15 protein-coding genes are annotated in these 17301 nt (G+C 66.0%); 12 read left to right on the top strand and 3 right to left on the bottom strand.

Translation table 11 applies throughout. From position 1 onward, the window contains the following. Positions 1-1305 carry an NTP/NDP exchange transporter gene (locus ACN8M7_RS04140; protein WP_490259875.1) on the top strand — a complete coding sequence of 435 codons (1305 nt, stop codon included), beginning with the start codon at positions 1-3 and terminating at the stop codon, positions 1303-1305. Here ACN8M7_RS04140 and ACN8M7_RS04135 read toward each other — a convergent pair whose 3' ends face one another. After that, the gene (locus ACN8M7_RS04135) at positions 1306-2223 is read right to left on the bottom strand and encodes a LysR family transcriptional regulator (RefSeq protein WP_490259874.1); all 918 of its coding nucleotides are present in this window, start codon (positions 2221-2223) and stop codon (positions 1306-1308) included. 298 nt (positions 2224-2521) lie between these two features. On the opposite strand from ACN8M7_RS04135, the gene ACN8M7_RS04130 reads away from it, so the two are divergent. From ACN8M7_RS04130 to ACN8M7_RS04105, 6 genes are all read left to right on the top strand, one after another. Continuing rightward, entirely contained in the window at positions 2522-3763 is a 1242-nt protein-coding gene (locus ACN8M7_RS04130) for a 3-hydroxyacyl-CoA dehydrogenase (RefSeq protein WP_490259873.1), read from the top strand. Then, entirely contained in the window at positions 3760-5550 is a 1791-nt protein-coding gene (locus ACN8M7_RS04125) for an acyl-CoA dehydrogenase C-terminal domain-containing protein (protein WP_490259872.1), read from the top strand. Before ACN8M7_RS04130 ends, ACN8M7_RS04125 begins: the two co-directional genes overlap by 4 nt. A gap of 129 nt (positions 5551-5679) precedes the next feature. After that, positions 5680-6843 (top strand): iron-containing alcohol dehydrogenase, encoded by a 1164-nt coding sequence (locus ACN8M7_RS04120; protein WP_490259871.1) that lies wholly within the window; start codon positions 5680-5682, stop codon positions 6841-6843. A gap of 86 nt (positions 6844-6929) precedes the next feature. After that, on the top strand, positions 6930-7364 hold the full coding sequence (locus ACN8M7_RS04115; RefSeq protein WP_490259870.1) for an acyl-CoA thioesterase: 435 nt from the start codon (positions 6930-6932) through the stop codon (positions 7362-7364). Between the two features lie 93 nt (positions 7365-7457). Continuing rightward, a complete protein-coding gene (locus ACN8M7_RS04110; protein WP_490259869.1) occupies positions 7458-8522 on the top strand; it encodes a DUF2157 domain-containing protein in 1065 nt (354 codons plus the stop codon). Further along, positions 8519-9286 carry a DUF4824 family protein gene (locus ACN8M7_RS04105; protein ID WP_490259868.1) on the top strand — a complete coding sequence of 256 codons (768 nt, stop codon included), beginning with the start codon at positions 8519-8521 and terminating at the stop codon, positions 9284-9286. Before ACN8M7_RS04110 ends, ACN8M7_RS04105 begins: the two co-directional genes overlap by 4 nt. On the opposite strand, the gene ACN8M7_RS04100 is transcribed toward ACN8M7_RS04105, so the two are convergent. Next, positions 9280-9723: a glycine zipper domain-containing protein gene (locus tag ACN8M7_RS04100; RefSeq protein WP_490259867.1), complete on the bottom strand. Its 444-nt coding sequence runs from the start codon at positions 9721-9723 to the stop codon at positions 9280-9282. The genes ACN8M7_RS04105 and ACN8M7_RS04100 overlap by 7 nt on opposite strands. Positions 9724-9835: 112 nt before the next feature. Then, positions 9836-10924 (bottom strand): substrate-binding domain-containing protein, encoded by a 1089-nt coding sequence (locus ACN8M7_RS04095; protein ID WP_490259866.1) that lies wholly within the window; start codon positions 10922-10924, stop codon positions 9836-9838. Between the two features lie 197 nt (positions 10925-11121). Here ACN8M7_RS04095 and ACN8M7_RS04090 point away from each other — a divergent pair, with 197 nt between their 5' ends. From ACN8M7_RS04090 to fdhD, 5 genes are all read left to right on the top strand, one after another. Next, entirely contained in the window at positions 11122-11616 is a 495-nt protein-coding gene (locus tag ACN8M7_RS04090; RefSeq protein ID WP_061238565.1) for a formate dehydrogenase subunit gamma, read from the top strand. Continuing rightward, entirely contained in the window at positions 11613-13184 is a 1572-nt protein-coding gene (locus tag ACN8M7_RS04085) for a formate dehydrogenase beta subunit (RefSeq protein WP_490259865.1), read from the top strand. The genes ACN8M7_RS04090 and ACN8M7_RS04085 overlap by 4 nt, the downstream gene beginning before the upstream one ends. A gap of 15 nt (positions 13185-13199) precedes the next feature. Then, entirely contained in the window at positions 13200-16034 is a 2835-nt protein-coding gene (gene fdhF / locus ACN8M7_RS04080) for a formate dehydrogenase subunit alpha (RefSeq protein WP_490259864.1), read from the top strand. Positions 16035-16134: 100 nt separating this feature from the next. After that, positions 16135-16383: a formate dehydrogenase subunit delta gene (locus ACN8M7_RS04075; RefSeq protein WP_061238562.1), complete on the top strand. Its 249-nt coding sequence runs from the start codon at positions 16135-16137 to the stop codon at positions 16381-16383. Between the two features lie 70 nt (positions 16384-16453). Further along, positions 16454-17281: a formate dehydrogenase accessory sulfurtransferase FdhD gene (fdhD, locus tag ACN8M7_RS04070; protein WP_490259863.1), complete on the top strand. Its 828-nt coding sequence runs from the start codon at positions 16454-16456 to the stop codon at positions 17279-17281. Positions 17282-17301: the final 20 nt, after the last annotated feature.

The following is a 17301-nucleotide window of genomic DNA, read 5'->3' as shown; positions in this document are numbered from 1 at the left end:
ATGCAGGCTCTGACCCGGCGCCTGGCGCGGGCGATCAACGCCGAGGACCAGGAGCTGGCGGCGGTGCTGGCCGGGTTCGCCCTGTTCTTCTGCCTGTTCGCCGGTTATTTCATGCTGCGGCCGATCCGCGAGGCGATGGGCATCACCGGCGGAGTGAACAACCTGCAGTGGCTGTTCAGCGCCACCTTCGTCGCCATGTTGCTGGCGGTGCCGCTGTTGGCCTGGCTCAACTCGAAGGTCCCGCGCATCCATTTCATCGACTGGGTATACGGTTTCTTCTGTCTCAACCTGCTGGTTTTTGTCCTGCTGTTTCGCCTCGATCACGACAGCCTGTGGCTGGCGCGGGTGTTCTACGTGTGGATCTCGGTCTACAACCTGTTCGTCGTATCGGTGGCCTGGAGCCTGATGGCCGACGTGTTCGACGGCGCCCAGGCGCGTCGTCTGTTCGCCTTCATCGCAGCGGGCGCCAGCGTCGGTGGGCTCTGCGGGCCGCTGCTGAGCGCGCTGCTGGTGGGGATTGTCGGTGAATCCGGATTGATGCTGATGGCGGCCGTACTGCTGGGCGCGGCCATGGCGCTCAAGCGTTACCTGATGACTTGGCGCGAGCGCCAAGGCGCTGGTCGGCCCGGGGCGGTGAGCCGCGAAAATCCGCGCCGCCCGGTGCCGGGCAACCCCTTCAGCGGGCTGACGCGCATGCTCGGCTCGCGTTACCTGCTCGCCATTGGCGCGTTCATCCTGCTGCTGACTTCGGTCAGCACCTTCCTCTACTTCGAGCAGGCGCGCCTGGTGGCCGAACTGTTTCCGGATCGCGCCGCGCAGGTGCGGGTGTTCGGCGTGATCGATTTCGTCGTGCAGGCCGGTGCCTTGACCGCGCAGTTGTTCATCACCGGCCGGGTGGCGCAGAAGCTCGGCGTGCGCGTGCTGCTGTCGATCGTGCCGGCGTTGGTTTGCCTGGGCTTCGTCGGCCTGGCGCTGGCGCCGACCTTTGCCATGCTGGCGGGGCTGATGATCGTGCGCCGTATCGGTGAATACGCCTTGGTGCGGCCGGGGCGGGAAATGCTCTTCGCGCCGCTGGATGCCGAAAGCAAGTACAAGGTGAAGAACTTCATCGACACCGTGGTCTATCGCGGCGGCGATGCCCTCAGCGGCTGGGCCAAGGCCGGCCTGGACATGCTCGGCCAGGGTGCCTGGCTGGTCGCCATGGTCGGGGCACTGTGCGCTGCGCTATGGGGCGTGCTCGGCTGGTATCTGGGTGGGCGTGCGGATCGGGACGCCGAGCGACAGGCGCGCGCGGAACCATCCTGATCACCCTCGCGGCGCAGCCTCAGTATCGGCTACCGCGATGATTTCCTCGATCAGCCATTGCAGCGCCGCATCGCGCTGGCGCTGCGCCAGGCTGACCACTTCCAGGTGGAAGGGGCCGAGGCTGAAGGGCAGTTCGAACAGTTGCAGCGGCAGCAGCGTGGCGAAATGCCGGGCCAGGGCGGTGGGCAGCACGGCGGTCAGCTCGCTGCCGGCGACGATATGCGCGGCCTGCAGGTAGTTCGGCGTGGTGTAGAGAATCTGCCGCGACAGGCCCTGCTCGCCCAGCCACTGATCGACCATGCCGCGGGTCTGGCCGCCATGTACCCAGAGGTGGCGCAGGCGCAGGAACGTGGCCAGGTCCAGATGCCCGTGCAGCAGCGGATGGTCGCTGCGCGCCGCCAGTTTGAGTGTCTCGCTCATCCAGTGGCGGCGAGCGAAGCGCGCGGGGATCTCGTCGAAGCGACCCAGCACCAGATCCAACTCGCCCTTGTCCAGTGCCTCCATCGGCAGGCTTGGGCTGAGGTGGCGGATATCGATACCGATGCCCGGCGCCTTCTGGCTCAGACGGTCGAGCAGGCGCGGCATGCACACCAGCTCCACGTAATCGGTGACGGCGATGCGAAAGCGCTGGCGGCTTTCACCTGGTTCGAAGCTCTCCCCGGCGCTCAGGCTCTGTTCCAGCTGGCGCAGGGCGCTGCGGATCGGTGCCTCCAGCGCCAACGCCCGTGGTGTCGGTTGCATGCGCCGGCCCACGCGGACCAGCAGCGGATCACCGAGCAGTTCGCGCAGGCGATTCAGTGCATTGCTCACGGCAGGCTGGCTCAGGGCCAGGCGCTCGGCGGCGCGCGAGACGTTCTGTTCGCGCAGCAGGGCGTCGAGTACGCGCAGCAGGTTGAGGTCGAAGTTGATGAAATTCATATGCTGAATATGTCGTATCACAAGACTAAATTTCAAAAATAGTAGCGGCTTGCTTATGGTGACCCAAGCTTCTGGGTGCCTTTAAAAACGTAGGCGAGGCAGTCAGCGCAAGGCGAAAACAGGCGAAAAAGCGGAGTTTACGGGTTGTAAATGAGCATTTGATTCGCTTCGCTCACCCCCTTCGGGGCCGCGCTAAAGCGCGTTCAGCCTTCGGCTGTGAGCCTGTTTTTAACGCAGCGATGACAACGCAGGTAGTTTTTAAGGGGGCCCAGCCTGTTCGTGCACGAGAGGAACAACAATGAATAAAGTCGTCTCGCCGCTTCGCTGTGCCGCCGTGATCGGCGCCGGCACCATGGGCCGCGGTATCGTCATCAGCCTGGCCAATGCCGGCCTGCACGTACTGTGGCTGGACAACAACCCGCAGATGGTCGAGGCCGGCCTCGTCATGGCCGAGGAAACCTGGGCGCATAACGTGACCAAGGGGCGTATCGATTCAGCCGAAGCGGCGGCGCGGCGCGCTCGTATCGCGGCGGTGGACGGCTATGCCGCGCTGGCCGATGCCGACCTGGTGATCGAGGCGGTGTACGAGAACCTCGAACTCAAGCAGAGCATCTTCCGCGAGCTGGATACAGCGATGAAGCCCGGCGCCATCCTCGCCAGCAACACCTCGGCGCTGGATATCGATGCCATCGCTGCCGTCACCGCGCGGCCGGAGGCGGTACTGGGCCTGCACTTCTTCAGCCCGGCGCACATCATGAAGCTGCTGGAAATCATCCGTGGTGCCAGGACCGCGCCCGCCGTGCTGCAGGCCGCCAAGGAGCTCGGCGCGCGCATGGGCAAGGTGGCGGTGGTGGCCGGCAACTGCCACGGCTTCATCGGCAACCGCATGCTGCACACCTACGTGCGCGAGGCGCGCATGCTGCTGCTCGAGGGCGCCTGGCCGCATCAGGTGGATGCCGCGTTGCAGGGCTTTGGCTTCGCCATGGGGCCGTTTCGCATGTATGACGTGGTCGGCATCGACCTGGAATGGCGTGCCCGTGAACTGGCCGGGCAGGGCCAGGACGACCCGGCGGTGCAGGTGGATAACCGCCTGTGCGAGTTGGGGCGCTTCGGCCAGAAGAGCGGCAAGGGTTACTACCTGTATGCGCCAGGCAGCCGTCAGGCCGAACATGACCCGGCCGTCGACGGGTTGGTGCAGATGCAGTCGGAGCGCCTGGGCTTCGTCCGCCGTGAGATTGGCAACGAGGAGATCGTCGAGCGCTGCCTGCTGGCATTGGTCAACGAGGGGGCGAAGATTCTCGAGGAGGGCATCGCCAGCACCAGCCACGACATCGATCTGGTCTATCTCAACGGCTACGGCTTTCCCGCCGAGCGCGGCGGCCCGATGAGCTGGGCCGATGGCCAGGGTGTCGGCGCCATTGGTCAGCGCCTGCTGCGACTGGCCGAGCGCTTCGGCAGCCACTGGCAACCAGCGGCGCTGATCGAGCGCCTGGCGGCGGCGAACAAAGGCTTTGGTGATGTTGAGGAGGGCAAGCTATGAGCTATCAGGCGCCATTGCGCGATATGCGCTTCGTACTGCATGAACTGTTCGATGCCGCTGGTCACTGCGAACGCCTGGGCAACGGCCTGGATCGCGAGCTGATCGACGGCGTGCTGGAGGAAGCTGCAGCCTTCGCTGCCGGTGAGATCGCACCACTCAATCGCAACAGCGATGAAGAAGGTTGCCAGCTGAGCGACGGCGCGGTGAGCACGCCCAAGGGCTTTCGTGAGGCCTATCAGCAGTACGTGGACAACGGCTGGGCGAGCATGACCGGGCCGATGGAATACGGTGGTCAGGGCTTCCCGCAACTGGTGGCCTGCGCTTTCCACGAGATGTTGATGGGCGCGTCGCTGTCGTTTCGCGTCTACTCCGGGCTGACCGAAGGCGCGGTGCTGGCGCTGCACAAGCACGGCAGCGAAACGCTCAAGCAGCAGTATCTGGGCAAGCTGGTCAGCGGCCAGTGGACCGGCACCATGTGCCTGACCGAGCCGCAGGCCGGCACCGATCTGGCCTTGCTGCGCACTCGCGCCGAGCCGCAGGCCGATGGCAGCTATCGGGTCAGCGGCAGCAAGATCTTCATCAGCGGCGGCGAGCAGGATCTGTCGGAAAACATCGTCCATCTGGTACTGGCGCGTTTGCCGGACGCTCCAGCGGGGGTGAAGGGCATCAGCCTGTTGCTGGTGCCGAAGTTCATCGCCGCAGCCGATGGCACCCCCGGCGAACGCAACACCCTGTCGTGCGGCGCCATCGAGCACAAGATGGGCATCAAGGGCGCTTCCACCTGCGTGATGAACTTCGACGGCGCCACCGGTTGGTTGGTGGGCGAGGCTAGCCAGGGCCTGGCCTGCATGTTCACCATGATGAACGACGCGCGCTTTCAGGTCGGGTTGCAGGGCCTGGGGATCGGCGAGGCGGCGTTCCAGGGGGCGCTGCGGTATGCCCGCGAGCGTCTGCAATCACGTGGCCTGGCGGGTGTGCAGGCGCCGGACAAGGCGGCCGACCCGATCATTGTTCATCCCGACGTACGGCGCATGCTGCTGACTCAGAAGACCCTGGTCGAAGGCAGCCGCATGCTCGCTGCCTACACCGCGCGCCAACTCGACCTTGAACATGGCGCCGACGCGGCCGAGGCGCGCCAGGCAGCCGGCAAGCGCGCGGCGCTGCTGATTCCCATCGTCAAGGCGTTCTTCACCGACATGGGCCAGGAGGTCGCCAGCCAGGGCGTGCAGGTCTATGGCGGGCACGGTTTCATCCGCGAGTGGGGCATGGAGCAACTGATGCGCGACAGCCGCATCACCCAGCTCTACGAAGGCACCAATGGCATCCAGGCGCTGGACTATATCCGGCGCAAACTGCTGGGCGACGGCGGTGCCGAGTTGTCTGCCCTGCAGGCCGAGTTCAGCGCGCTGTGCGATACCCAGGCCAAGCGCCCGGCCCTGACGCACATGGCGGCCGTGGTGCAGGCGCGTCTCGGCGAATGGCGTGAGCTGAGCAGCGCCGTGATCGCTGCCTGCCAGCGCGACCCGCAGGAGATCGGCGCCACCTCGGTGGATTTTCTCCAGTACTCGGCGTATCTGCTGCTGGCCGGTTTCTGGCTGCAGGCGGCGGCGCGAGCGCAGGACGAACTGGAGGCGGGCAACGCTGAGGCGGCGTTCTACCAGGCCAAGCTGCACAGCGCCGAGTTCTACCTGCGCCGCATACTGCCGCGTGCCAGCGCGCACCGTGAAGCGCTGCTGGGCGGCGCGCAGTGCCTGATGGCCATGGACGAGGAGAGCTTTGCGTTCTAACACACTCTCCATCAACCCTCTCCCGTAAGCGGGAGAGGGGAGCGATGGCGCCGACTCAGGTCTGGCGCCTATCGCACGGGACAGGGCCGATCCCGGATCGCATCCGGGCTACAACAAGAGGAGCACTGCATGCATCCCTTCAGTTTCGCCACCACCGCGCAGATTCTCTGCGAATCCGCCGCCAGTCTGCGCTTGGCCGAACTCTGCCGCGAACGCGGCGCCCGCCGCGTGCTGGTCGTCACCGACCCCGGCATCACCCGCCTGGGGCTCTTGCAGCCGCTGCTGCCGGGTTTCGTCAATGCCGGGATGACGGTGCAGGTGTTCGATCAGGTGCTGGCCGACCCTCCCGAGGCGGTGGTGTTGGCCGCCGTGGCCCAGGCCCGTGAGCTGCAGGCCGAACTGGTGGTCGGCTTCGGCGGTGGCAGCTCGATGGATGTGGCCAAGCTGGTGGCGCTGCTGGCTCATCCCGACTGCGCCCAGGCCCTGAGTGACATCTACGGCGTGGGTAATGCCCGTGGTCGACGCCTGCCACTGATCCAGGTGCCGACCACCGCCGGCACCGGCTCCGAGGTCACGCCGATTGCCATCGTCACCACGGGCGAAACCACCAAGATGGGCGTGGTCTCGCCGCTGCTGCTGCCGGATCTGGCCCTGCTCGATGCCGATCTGACCCTCGGTCTGCCGGCCTCGGTCACTGCCGCCACCGGTATCGATGCCATGGTGCATGCCATCGAGGCCTACACCAGCGCGCTGAAGAAGAACCCGCTTTCCGACCTGCTGGCACGCGAGGCCCTGCGCCTGCTGGCGGCCAACCTCGATGAGGTGGTGCACAACGGCAGTAATCGCGAGGCGCGGCAGGCCATGCTGCTCGGCGCCTGCCTGGCCGGCCAGGCATTCGCCAACGCTCCGGTGGCAGCCGTGCATGCGCTGGCTTACCCCCTGGGCGGGCACTTCCATATCCCCCATGGGCTGTCCAATGCGTTGGTGCTGCCGCAGGTGCTGGCCTTCAACGCTCCGGTGGCTGCACCGCTGTATGCCGAGCTGGCGCCGCTGGTGCTGGGTGAGCGTTTAGCGGCAGGCAGTGCGATGGCTCAGGCCGAGCAACTGATCGAGGCGTTGGCCGCGTTCAGCCAACGCAGCGGCCTGCCGACGCGGCTGCGTGATGCTGGCGTGGGCGAGGCGATGTTGCCCACGCTGGCAGCGGACGCCATGCTGCAGCAGCGCCTGCTGGTGAACAATCCGCGTGAGATGAATGAGCAGCAGGCGCTGGCCATTTACCAGGCCGCCTACTGATTCAGGTTGCGGCTAAATCCCCCTCCCACAGACGCTCGCAATCTTGTAGGAGGGGCTTTAGCCACGATGACAATTGAGGACCAGCGATGAGCCAACCCCAGCATCTGCGTGGCGATTACCGCCACTTCCAGTCGATCAGTACGCGCTGGCACGACAACGATATCTATGGCCACGTCAACAACGTGACCTACTACAGCTACTTCGACAGCGCGGTGAATGCCTACCTGATCGCCGAGGGTGGCCTGGATATCCACGACGGTGCGGTGGTCGGCTTCGTGGTCAGCTCGGCTTGCGATTACTTCGCCTCCATCGCCTTTCCCGATGCCATCGAAGTGGGGCTGAGGGTCGGCAAGCTGGGCAACAGTTCGGTGCAGTACGAGTTGGCAGTCTTCAAGGCGGGTGAAGAGCAGGCGTGCGCCGCCGGGCGTTTCGTGCATGTCTTCGTTGACCGGGCGAGCAATCGTCCAGTGGCCATTCCAGCGTCGCTACGTGCGGCGCTGGCGGCATTGCTGGTGGAGTGAAAACACGGCGTACGGCGCAGCCTCTGCGGTGTTGCATACCGCTTGAGGGCGCTCACTGCTAGGCTGTGGGCAGTCATTCGCCAGGGAGTGCCCATGTCCGCTCTTGAGCGTGAGCAGGCGCAGCAACGCGCTGCTCGCATCGCTGCTTTTCGCGAGGAACTGGCCGAGCTGCGCCAGGAGCAGGTGTTGCAGCTGAGCGAGGCGCAGGAGCAGGCCGTCGCCAGCCACCATCGCCAGTTGCTGACGCACTTTCGCCAGACGCTGGATATCGACGCCGATGCCCGTGCTCGCCAGCTGTCGCTGGGGATGCGCCTGGCTTCGTTGTTCGGCGCACTGGCGCTGGCGGCCGCACTGTTCTTCCTGTTCTATCAGTTCTGGGGCCTGTTCGACGTCATCGCGCAGGTCGCCATCCTCCTCGGCAGCACCCTGGGTAGCCTGCTGGCGTGCTTCTGGTTGCAGGCGCGTGACGCCTCGGGCTACTACGCCAAGCTGGCCGCTGTGCTGGCGTTCGTCTGCTTCGTGCTCAATCTGTCGATGCTCGGGCAGATCTTCAACATCACCCCATCGGACAAGGCGCTGTTGCCCTGGTGCGCGCTGGCGCTGCTGCTGGCCTACCAGTGCCGCCAGCGCCTGCTGCTGGTGGTGGCGCTGCTGTGCTTCGGTCTGTTCGTGGCGGCCCGCCTGGGCGACTGGGTGGGCTGGCACTGGTGGTCGCTGGGCGAACGGCCGGAGCTGTTCATGCCGCTGGTGGCGCTGCTGTTCGTGCCGCAGTGGTGGGATCAGCGGCGCTATACGGGCTTTGCCGCCTGCTATCGGGTGCTCGCGCTGCTCTACCTGCTCGGCCCGGTGCTGGTGCTGTCCTACTGGGGTGGCGGCAGCTACCTCAAGTGGTCGACGGGGTCGATCGAGGCCTTATACCAGGTGCTCGGTTTCGTCCTGGCTGGCGCAACGATCTGGCTGGGCGTTCGCCGTGGCTGGGGCGAGGTGGTCAATACCGGGCTGGTCTTCGCCTTGATCATGCTGTTCGCCAAGCTGTTCGACTGGTGGTGGCAACTGCTGCCGCGCTACCTGTTCTTCCTCCTGCTCGGTCTGATCGCAGTACTGCTGCTGATGGTGTTGCAGCGCTGGCGGCGCAGTGCGACGGGAGGTGGGCAATGAAGCGGGCCGTGTGGCTTGGTTTCGGCGTGGTGCTGCTGAGCAATGCGCTCGCCCTTGGCGGCGTCTGGTACAACCGCAGTGGCGAGCCTGAAGCGCGGTTGCTGCTCAGCGAACGCGAATTACAGCGCGTGCCGGGTGGCTGGCTGCGTGAAGAGGGCGACGGCGTAATGCGCCTGCAACTGAGCTGGCAGCGTCCTGGTGAGGGGGGGCGATTGCCCTGGCTGGACGAGGCCAAGCTGCACGAGCTGGGTTTCGACGCGGGCGCCGGGCAAGCCCAGAGCCGTCAGCCGGCACGCGAGGTCTGGTTGGTTCTGGAGCTGGATGGGGCGCTCTACCGACGTCAGGTCGAGCAGGCCCGAGAGGCATTGCTCGCCGCTGAAGCGGAGCTGCAGGCCAGCCCCGGGAGCGAGACGTTGCGCCAGGCGCGCGATGAACGCCAGCAGCGCCTGCAGTTTGTCGAGCAGCAGGCCAGCCGCCTGATGCTGGTGGATGCGGGAGTCGATGCCCTGTCACTGCGCCAGCGTTGGCCGGATCGGCAACGCCAGGTGCTGATGGCCGGGCGTATCGAGCCTTATCGCAACGGCACGGAGGCCGGTTATGGCGCGACCATTCGCCTGGAGAATGACCGCCTGAGCGTTCCCTACGCCTATCGTGAGCTGGCGCGTGGCTGGGCACGCAGCTATCAGCGGACAGGGTTCAAGGCGCAGGTCGACGTGGCCTTCGGCCGTCGTCATGAACCCTGGGTGCTCGGCATCCGTCAGTGACGGCGCCAGTGCTTGTGATGTTTCTTGTGCTTCTTGCCGTGGTGCTGACGATGCTTGCCACGACGATCATCGTCGTAGCTGGCATTGCCCATGTAGTTACCCAGTGCGCCACCGGCGCCGCCGCCCACTGCGGCGCCAACCAGGCCGCCCGTGTTGCCGCCGACCTGCTGGCCGACGACGTTGCCGCCGGCTGCACCCAGCGCACCGCCGATGGCGGCTTCGGTACGGCTGCGACGATCAGCGCCCACCATGCTGCCTGCAGCGCCGCCGAGGCCGGCGCCGACCGCGGCACCGGTGTTGCCACCGACCTGCTGGCCAACCATCGCACCCACCGCGCCACCCAGGGCGCCGCCCAAACCTGCTTCGGTGCTGCCGGCAAAGGCGACACCGCCGCTGCTCAGGCCAAAGGAGAGGAAGAGAAATTGTAGGGACTTCATAGGCTTCTCGATCACGGGAGCCGCTTTGCGGCGGGAGTTGCTCCATTGACCCAAGCGGTGCACCCGTGGTTCCCCGTTGCCCGGCCGCCCGTCGGATGGCCTTGGGCAACGCTCACAGCAACGGTTCGCGTCCCCATTGCTCCAGCGCCTGGGCCAGCGGCAGCACCTCGCCGGGGCGGCTCAGGGCATAGCCGGGCAACTGGCTGATGCGCGCCTGGAACTCCGGGTTCTGCAGCACTCGAAGGAGAGCGGCCATGGCCGGCAGTTCGAGGCTGTCCTCGCGGCACAGCAGGCAGTAGTGCTCGCGTGCCATGGGGATGAAGTCCAGACCGAACTGACGCGCTGCAGCCTCGACGCCGAAGCCGACATCGGCCATGCCGCTGGCGACGTAGGCGGCCACTGCCGCGTGGGTGAACTCCTCGTTGTGGAAATCCCTGATGTTCGTGCTGTCCAGGCCATCGCGTTGCAGCAGGTCCTGCAGCAGCAGGCGTGTGCCCGAACCCAGTTCGCGATTGACGAAGCGCAGTCTGCCGCTGGCCAGGTCCTTCAGGCCTTGCACGCCGAGCGGGTTGCCCGGGGCGAGCATCAGGCCCTGGGTGCGGACGACGAAGGTGATCACCCGCTGCGCGGGGCGCAGCCAGGGCTGGATGCGGCTCATGCTCAGCGCGCCGAGTGGCCCGGCCGGTACGTGCAGGCCGGCCACCTCGCAGTCATGGCGCTGCAGGGCGATCATTGCCTCGTTGCCACTGCGAAACTGCACCTCCCACTGCCAGCTGGGGTCGCTCTCCAGCCACTCGCGCAGCGCTGCCACGGCGAAACCGTGGCTGGCATGGATGCGCAGGCCCGGATTGCTGGCCTGCAGCACCCGGTTCAGTTCCAGTTCCAGTTCGCTGGCCAGGTTGTCCAGCTGGGGCGACAGTCGCGCGCGAATGCGCTGGTCGGCCCACAGCAGTTTTTCCCCCAGTGGCGCCAGGCGCGCGCCCTTGCCGCGCTCCAGGTCGATCAGCGGGCTGCCGAAGAACGCCTGCCACTTGCCCAGGAGGTTCCAGGCATGGCGGTAGGAGTAGCCGACGCGAGCGGCGGCCTCGGTCAGCTTGCCGGTGTCGTGCACGGCCTGCAGCAACTCCAGTCCCTGCGGGTCGAGGCTGCTGCCGTCGCGTTGATGAAAGCGCCAACGCGGCTGAATATCGATACGGATCATATGTTCAAGGCTTCATATTTGTTCGGCCGATTACCCATGCTAATTTGCAGCACATGGGCGCTTTGCGGCCAAGTATAAGAACTTTATTTCATATGTGGCGAGCCTTGCGGCTCCGCCTGGGATAAGCGCCCATTAGCCGTGAGTGTGGCGCTTGTCTCCTGACCGTACCGGTATAGCCGCCGGCTGGAGCATCGAACATGGCCCTTCTTCCCCAGCGCTTCGCCCCTGAGCAGTGCGAGGCCGTCGCCCGCGAGGTGCTTGCCGCCCACCGCGGTCAGGCCGGCGCCCTGCTACCCATCCTCCACGATATCCAGGACCGTCTCGGCGCCGTACCGCCCGAGCTGTTGCCGCTGATCGCCGAGGACCTCTGCCTGTCGCGTGCCGAAGTGCACGGGGTGGTGAGCTTCTATCATGACTTCCGTGCCACCCCGCCCGGTCGCCAGGTGCTCAAGCTGTGTCAGGCCGAGGCCTGCCAGTCGATGGGCGTCAAGGCGCTGACCGCTGAACTCGAGACCAAGCTCGGCCTGCCGCTGGGCGAGACCCGCGAGGACGGTAGTCTAAGCTTCGAGGCGGTGTACTGCCTGGGCAACTGCGCCTGTGCACCGAGCGTGATGCTAAATGGCGAGCTGCACGGTCGTGTCGACGCCGAGGAAGTGCTGGCGCTGCTGGCGGAACAGGAGGCCCAAGCATGAGCGAGTCCATTACCGTTTACGTCCCGCGTGATGCTACCGCGCTCAGTCTGGGCGCCGACAAGGTGGCCCGCGCCATCGTCGCCGAGGCCGCGGCGCGCAACGTCGAGGTGAAGCTGGTACGCAACGGCTCGCGTGGGCTGTTCTGGCTCGAGCCGCTGGTCGAAGTGGCCACGCCGGCTGGCCGTGTCGCCTATGGTCCGGTCAAGGCGCGTGACGTGGCCGGTCTGTTCGATGCCGGTTTCCTCGAAGGCAAGGCGCATGCGCTGGGCCACGGCCTGACCGAGGAAATCGATTACCTCAAACGCCAGGAGCGTCTGACCTTCGCCCGCGCCGGTATTACCGACCCGCTGTCGCTGGAGGATTACATCGCTCATGACGGCTATCGCGGCCTCAAGCGCGCCCTCGGCATGACGCCCGAGGCGATCGTCGCCGAGGTCACCGAGTCCGGCCTGCGTGGCCGTGGCGGTGCCGCGTTCCCCACCGGCATCAAGTGGCGCACCGTACTCAACTGCCAGGCCGAGCAGAAATACATCGTCTGCAACGCCGATGAAGGCGACTCGGGCACCTTCTCCGACCGCATGGTGATGGAGGACGATCCCTACGTACTGATCGAGGGCATGACCATCGCCGGTCTCGCCGTCGGTGCCAACAAAGGCTACATCTACCTGCGTTCGGAGTACCCGCACGCCGAGGCGGTACTGCTCGAGACCATCGCCCGTGCCACAGCGGCCGGTTACCTCGGCGACGACGTGCTCGGCAGTGGCAAGGCCTTCCATCTGGAGCTGCGCCGTGGCGCTGGCGCCTACATCTGCGGTGAGGAAACCGCGTTGCTCGAGAGCGTCGAGGGCAAGCGCGGCACCGTGCGGCCGAAGCCGCCGCTACCGGCCATCGAGGGTCTGTTCGGCCAGCCGACGGTCATCAACAACGTGATCTCGCTGGCGTCGGTGCCGGTCATCCTCGACAAGGGCGGCGCCTACTACAAGGATTACGGCATGGGTCGCTCGCTCGGCACATTGCCTATCCAGCTGACCGGCAACATCGCCCGTGGTGGCCTGATCGAGAAGGCCTTCGGCATCACCCTGCGTGAGCTGCTCTACGAATACGGCGGCGGCTCGGCCAGTGGCCGACCGATTCGCGCGGTGCAGGTCGGCGGCCCCCTCGGCGCCTACCTGCCCGAATCGCAGTTCGACACCCCGCTCGATTACGAGTCATTCGCTGCCCTCGGCGCGGTGCTCGGTCACGGCGGCATCGTGGTGTTCGACGACACCGTCGACATGGCCGACATGGCGCGCTACGCCATGGAGTTCTGCGCGGTGGAGTCGTGCGGCAAGTGCACGCCCTGCCGGATCGGCTCGACCCGCGGCGAGGAACTGCTGTCGCAGATCATCGTGGCTCGCTCCGAAGGCCCGCAGCCGGGGCGTATCGAACTGCTCAAGAGTCTCTGCGATACCATGCTCGGCGCCTCGCTCTGCGCCCTTGGCGGCATGACCCCGTACCCGGTGATGAGCGCCATCAACCACTTTCCCGAGGACTTCGGGGTGTCGCAAGACGCCGCCGAAGCCCGCTGACCCGGAGGCGTCCCCATGGCCCTGTATCGTGAACTCGACTATGGCACCCCTGCTCGCAGCGGTGCCCCGGTAACCCTGGAAATCGACGGCACCGCCATCACCGTGCCGGCCGGCACCTCGCTGATGCGCGCGGCCCAGGAGGCCGGCATCGCCGTGCCCAAACTCTGTGCCAGCGATAGCCTGGAGCCGTTTGGCTCGTGCCGCCTGTGTACGGTGGAAATCGAAGGTCGCCGTGGCTTCCCGGCATCCTGCACCACCCCGGTCGAGCCGGGCATGGTGGTGCGCACGCAGAGCCCAAAATTGGCCGAACTGCGCCGCGGCACCATGGAGCTGTATATCTCCGATCACCCGCTGGACTGCCTGACCTGCTCGGCCAACGGCAACTGCGAACTGCAGGACATGGCAGGCGTGGTCGGTCTGCGTGAAGTGCGCTACGACCCGGTGAAGACTCATCTGGCCGAGACCAAGGATGAGTCCAACCCCTATTTCAGCTACGACCCGTCCAAGTGCATCGTCTGCAACCGCTGCGTGCGCGCCTGTGAAGAAGTGCAGGGTACCTTCGCCCTGACCATCGACGGCCGTGGCTTCGATTCGCGCGTGGCCGCTGGCCAGGCCGAGGACTTCCTCGACTCCGAGTGCGTGTCCTGCGGCGCCTGCGTCAATGCCTGCCCGACTGCCACGCTGATGGAAAAGTCGGTGATCGAAATGGGTCAGGCCGAGCGTAGCGTCACCACCACCTGCGCCTACTGCGGCGTAGGTTGCTCGTTCAATGCCGAGGTCAAGGGCAACACCGTGGTGCGCATGGTGCCGAACAAGAACGGCCACGCCAACCACGGTCACGCCTGCGTCAAGGGCCGCTTCGCCTGGGGCTACGCGACCCACCCAGACCGCATCAAGACGCCGATGATCCGCGACAGCATCCATGAGCCATGGCGCCCGGTCAGCTGGGACGAGGCCATCGGTTACGCCGCCAAACGCTTCAAGGATATTCAGGCGCAGTACGGCCGCAATGCCGTCGGCGGTCTGACCTCCTCGCGCTGCACCAACGAAGAAACCTACCTGGTGCAGAAACTGGTGCGCGCGGCCTTCGGCAACAACAACGTCGACACCTGCGCTCGCGTCTGCCACTCGCCGACCGGCTATGGCCTGAAGGTGACCCTCGGCGAGTCCGCCGGTACCCAGGACTTCGATTCGGTGCTGTCCGCCGACGTGGTGCTGGTGATCGGTGCCAACCCCACCGACGGCCACCCGGTGTTCGGCTCGCAGCTCAAGCGCCGCCTGCGCGAGGGCGCCAAGCTGATCGTCGCCGACCCGCGTGGTATCGACCTGGTGCGCAGCCCGCACATCAAGGCCGAGCACCATCTGCAACTGCGTCCGGGCAGCAACGTGGCCCTGCTCAACAGCCTTGGTCACGTGGTCGCCACTGAAGGACTGATCAACGAAGCGTTCGTCGCCGAGCGCTGCGAGAGCGAAGGCTTCGAGCAGTGGCGTGCCTTCGTCAGCGAAGAACGCAACAGCCCCGAGGCGATGGAAGCGCTGACTGGCGTACCGGCTGCCTCGGTGCGCGCCGCCGCCCGTCTGTACGCCACCGGTGGCAACGCCGCGATCTACTACGGCCTGGGTGTCACCGAGCACAGCCAGGGTTCGTCCACCGTGATCGCGATTGCCAACCTGGCCATGGCCACCGGCAACATCGGTCGTCCGGGCGTCGGGGTCAACCCGCTGCGTGGGCAGAACAACGTGCAGGGTTCCTGCGACATGGGCTCCTTCCCCCATGAGCTGCCGGGTTACCGCCACGTCTCCGACCCGGTGGCGCGTCCGCAGTTCGAGGCTGCCTGGGGCGTCAAGCTGCTCGACGAGCCGGGCTTGCGTATTCCCAACATGTTGGCTGCCGCGCATGCCGGCACCTTCAAGGGCATGTACATCCAGGGCGAGGATCCGGCACAGTCCGACCCCGATACCCAGCACGTCACCGATGCGCTCAAGGCCATGGAGTGCGTGGTGATTCAGGATCTGTTCCTCAACGAAACCGCCAAGTACGCCCATGTGTTCCTGCCTGGCGCCTCCTTCCTGGAGAAGAACGGCACCTTCACCAACGCCGAGCGTCGTATCTCGCCGGTGCGCAAGGTGATGCCGGCGCTGGCTGGCAAGGAAGACTGGGAAGTGACCATGGCGCTGTCCAACGCCCTCGGTTACCCGATGAGCTATGGTCATCCGTCGGAGATCATGGACGAGATCGCCGCTCTGACGCCGACCTTCACTGGCGTCAGCTACGAAAAGATCGAGCGTCTGGGCAGCATCCAGTGGCCGTGCAACGACGAGGCGCCGGACGGTACCCCGATCATGCACGAAGACGCCTTCGTTCGTGGCAAGGGCCGTTTCGTGGTCACCGAGTTCATCCCGACCGAGGAGCGCACCTCGCGCAAGCGTCCGCTGGTACTGACTACCGGGCGTATCCTCTCGCAGTACAACGTCGGCGCGCAGACCCGGCGTACCGCCAACAAGGCCTGGCATGCCGAGGACATTCTCGAGCTGCACCCGGTTGACGCCGAGGACCGTGGCATCAAGGACGGCGACTGGGTCGGCATCAACAGCCGTGCCGGCGAGACGGTGATGCGCGCCAAGGTTACCGAGCGCATGCAGCCGGGGGTGGTGTACACCACCTTCCACCATCCGGAGTCCGGCGCCAACGTGATCACCACCGACAACTCCGACTGGGCCACCAACTGCCCGGAGTACAAGGTCACGGCGGTGCAGGTGCGCAAGGTCGAGACGCCGTCCGACTGGCAGCAGGAGTTCGATGCCTTCACCCGCGAGCAGGTCAACCTGCTGCCGGTGGTGCAGCTATGATGAGGCTCGCGCCGGCATCGGAACCCAGGGTGCGCCTTGCGCACCACTGCCACGCTCGCCTGTCACTGGCGGCTTTTCGGTCAACCAGCGGAGCAAAGCCATGGGCATGAACGCCACGCAACTGATCAAGATGGCTAACCAGATCGGCGCCTTCTTCGCTTCCCAGCCCAACCAGGAGCAGGCGCGTACGGAGTACGCCCAGCACCTCAAGCGGCAGTGGGATCCGCAGATGCGCACGGCGCTTTACGCTCACCTGGACGCCAGCGGTGGCGAAGGGCTGAGCGAGTTCGTGCTGCAGGTGTTGCGTGATCTGCGCGGGCAGATCGCGCCGCAGGCCGCTGCTGTCTGAGTGCGGCAATCTGGCTGCTGCGCAGGGTGCCGCCAGGCACCCTGCGATCATCGCGAGGAATCCGCATCACATGACCCATCGTCACACCCGTCCACTTGCCGATGAATACGCCGCCAGCCCAGCGCCGGACGGCTATGCCTATGTCGAGCTGGACGAAACCGCGAGCGCGGGGCATGCGGTGCTGGCCGAGGAATGCGCGCTGGCCATTGCCTACAACGGCATCAGCCATGCGGTGATGATGGTTTCGCCCAGTGCGCTGGAGGATTTCGTCGTCGGTTTCAGCCTGACCTCTGCAGTGGTCGGGGCGGCCGAGGACATTTACGACATCCAGCTGAGGCGCGCGGGCGAGGCGTTCAGCGCCGAGGTGCAGATCGCCAGTCGAGCCTTCTGGGCGCTCAAGCAGCAGCGACGCAATCTGGCCGGTACCAGTGGCTGCGGGCTGTGCGGCGTGGAAGCGCTGGAGCAGGCGCTTCCACAACTCGATACCCTGAGTGTGAACCCGCTGCCACCGGCTTTGCACCTGGACAATCTGCGCACGCGCATCGGCGAGGTGCAGAAGCTGGCGCGTCATAGCGGCGCCCTGCATGCCGCTCTGTTCGTCGATGAGCATGGCGAGATCATTCTGTGTCGCGAAGACATTGGCCGGCACAACGCGCTGGACAAGCTGATCGGTGCGCTGCGCCGCGAAGGCCGTGACGCACGCCGCGGTTTCGCCGTGGTCACCAGTCGCTGCAGTCTGGAGCTGATCCACAAGGCGGTGCGCGCCGGTTTCGCCAGCCTGGTGAGCCTGTCCGCGCCGACTGACCTGTGCGTGCGCTGGGCGCGTCGGCACCGTCTCAATCTCATCCACCTGCCGCACCACAGCCCGCCGCGCGTATACAGCCCCGCGCCGGCCTGAGGCTGGCGTTGTCGTCGTCC

The organism is Pseudomonas spartinae, assembly GCF_965197125.1.
GTDB classification, from domain to species: domain Bacteria; phylum Pseudomonadota; class Gammaproteobacteria; order Pseudomonadales; family Pseudomonadaceae; genus Aquipseudomonas; species Aquipseudomonas composti_A.
The sequence above is the reverse complement of the archived record's forward strand: the minus strand, read 5'-3'. Positions and strand labels throughout refer to the sequence as shown.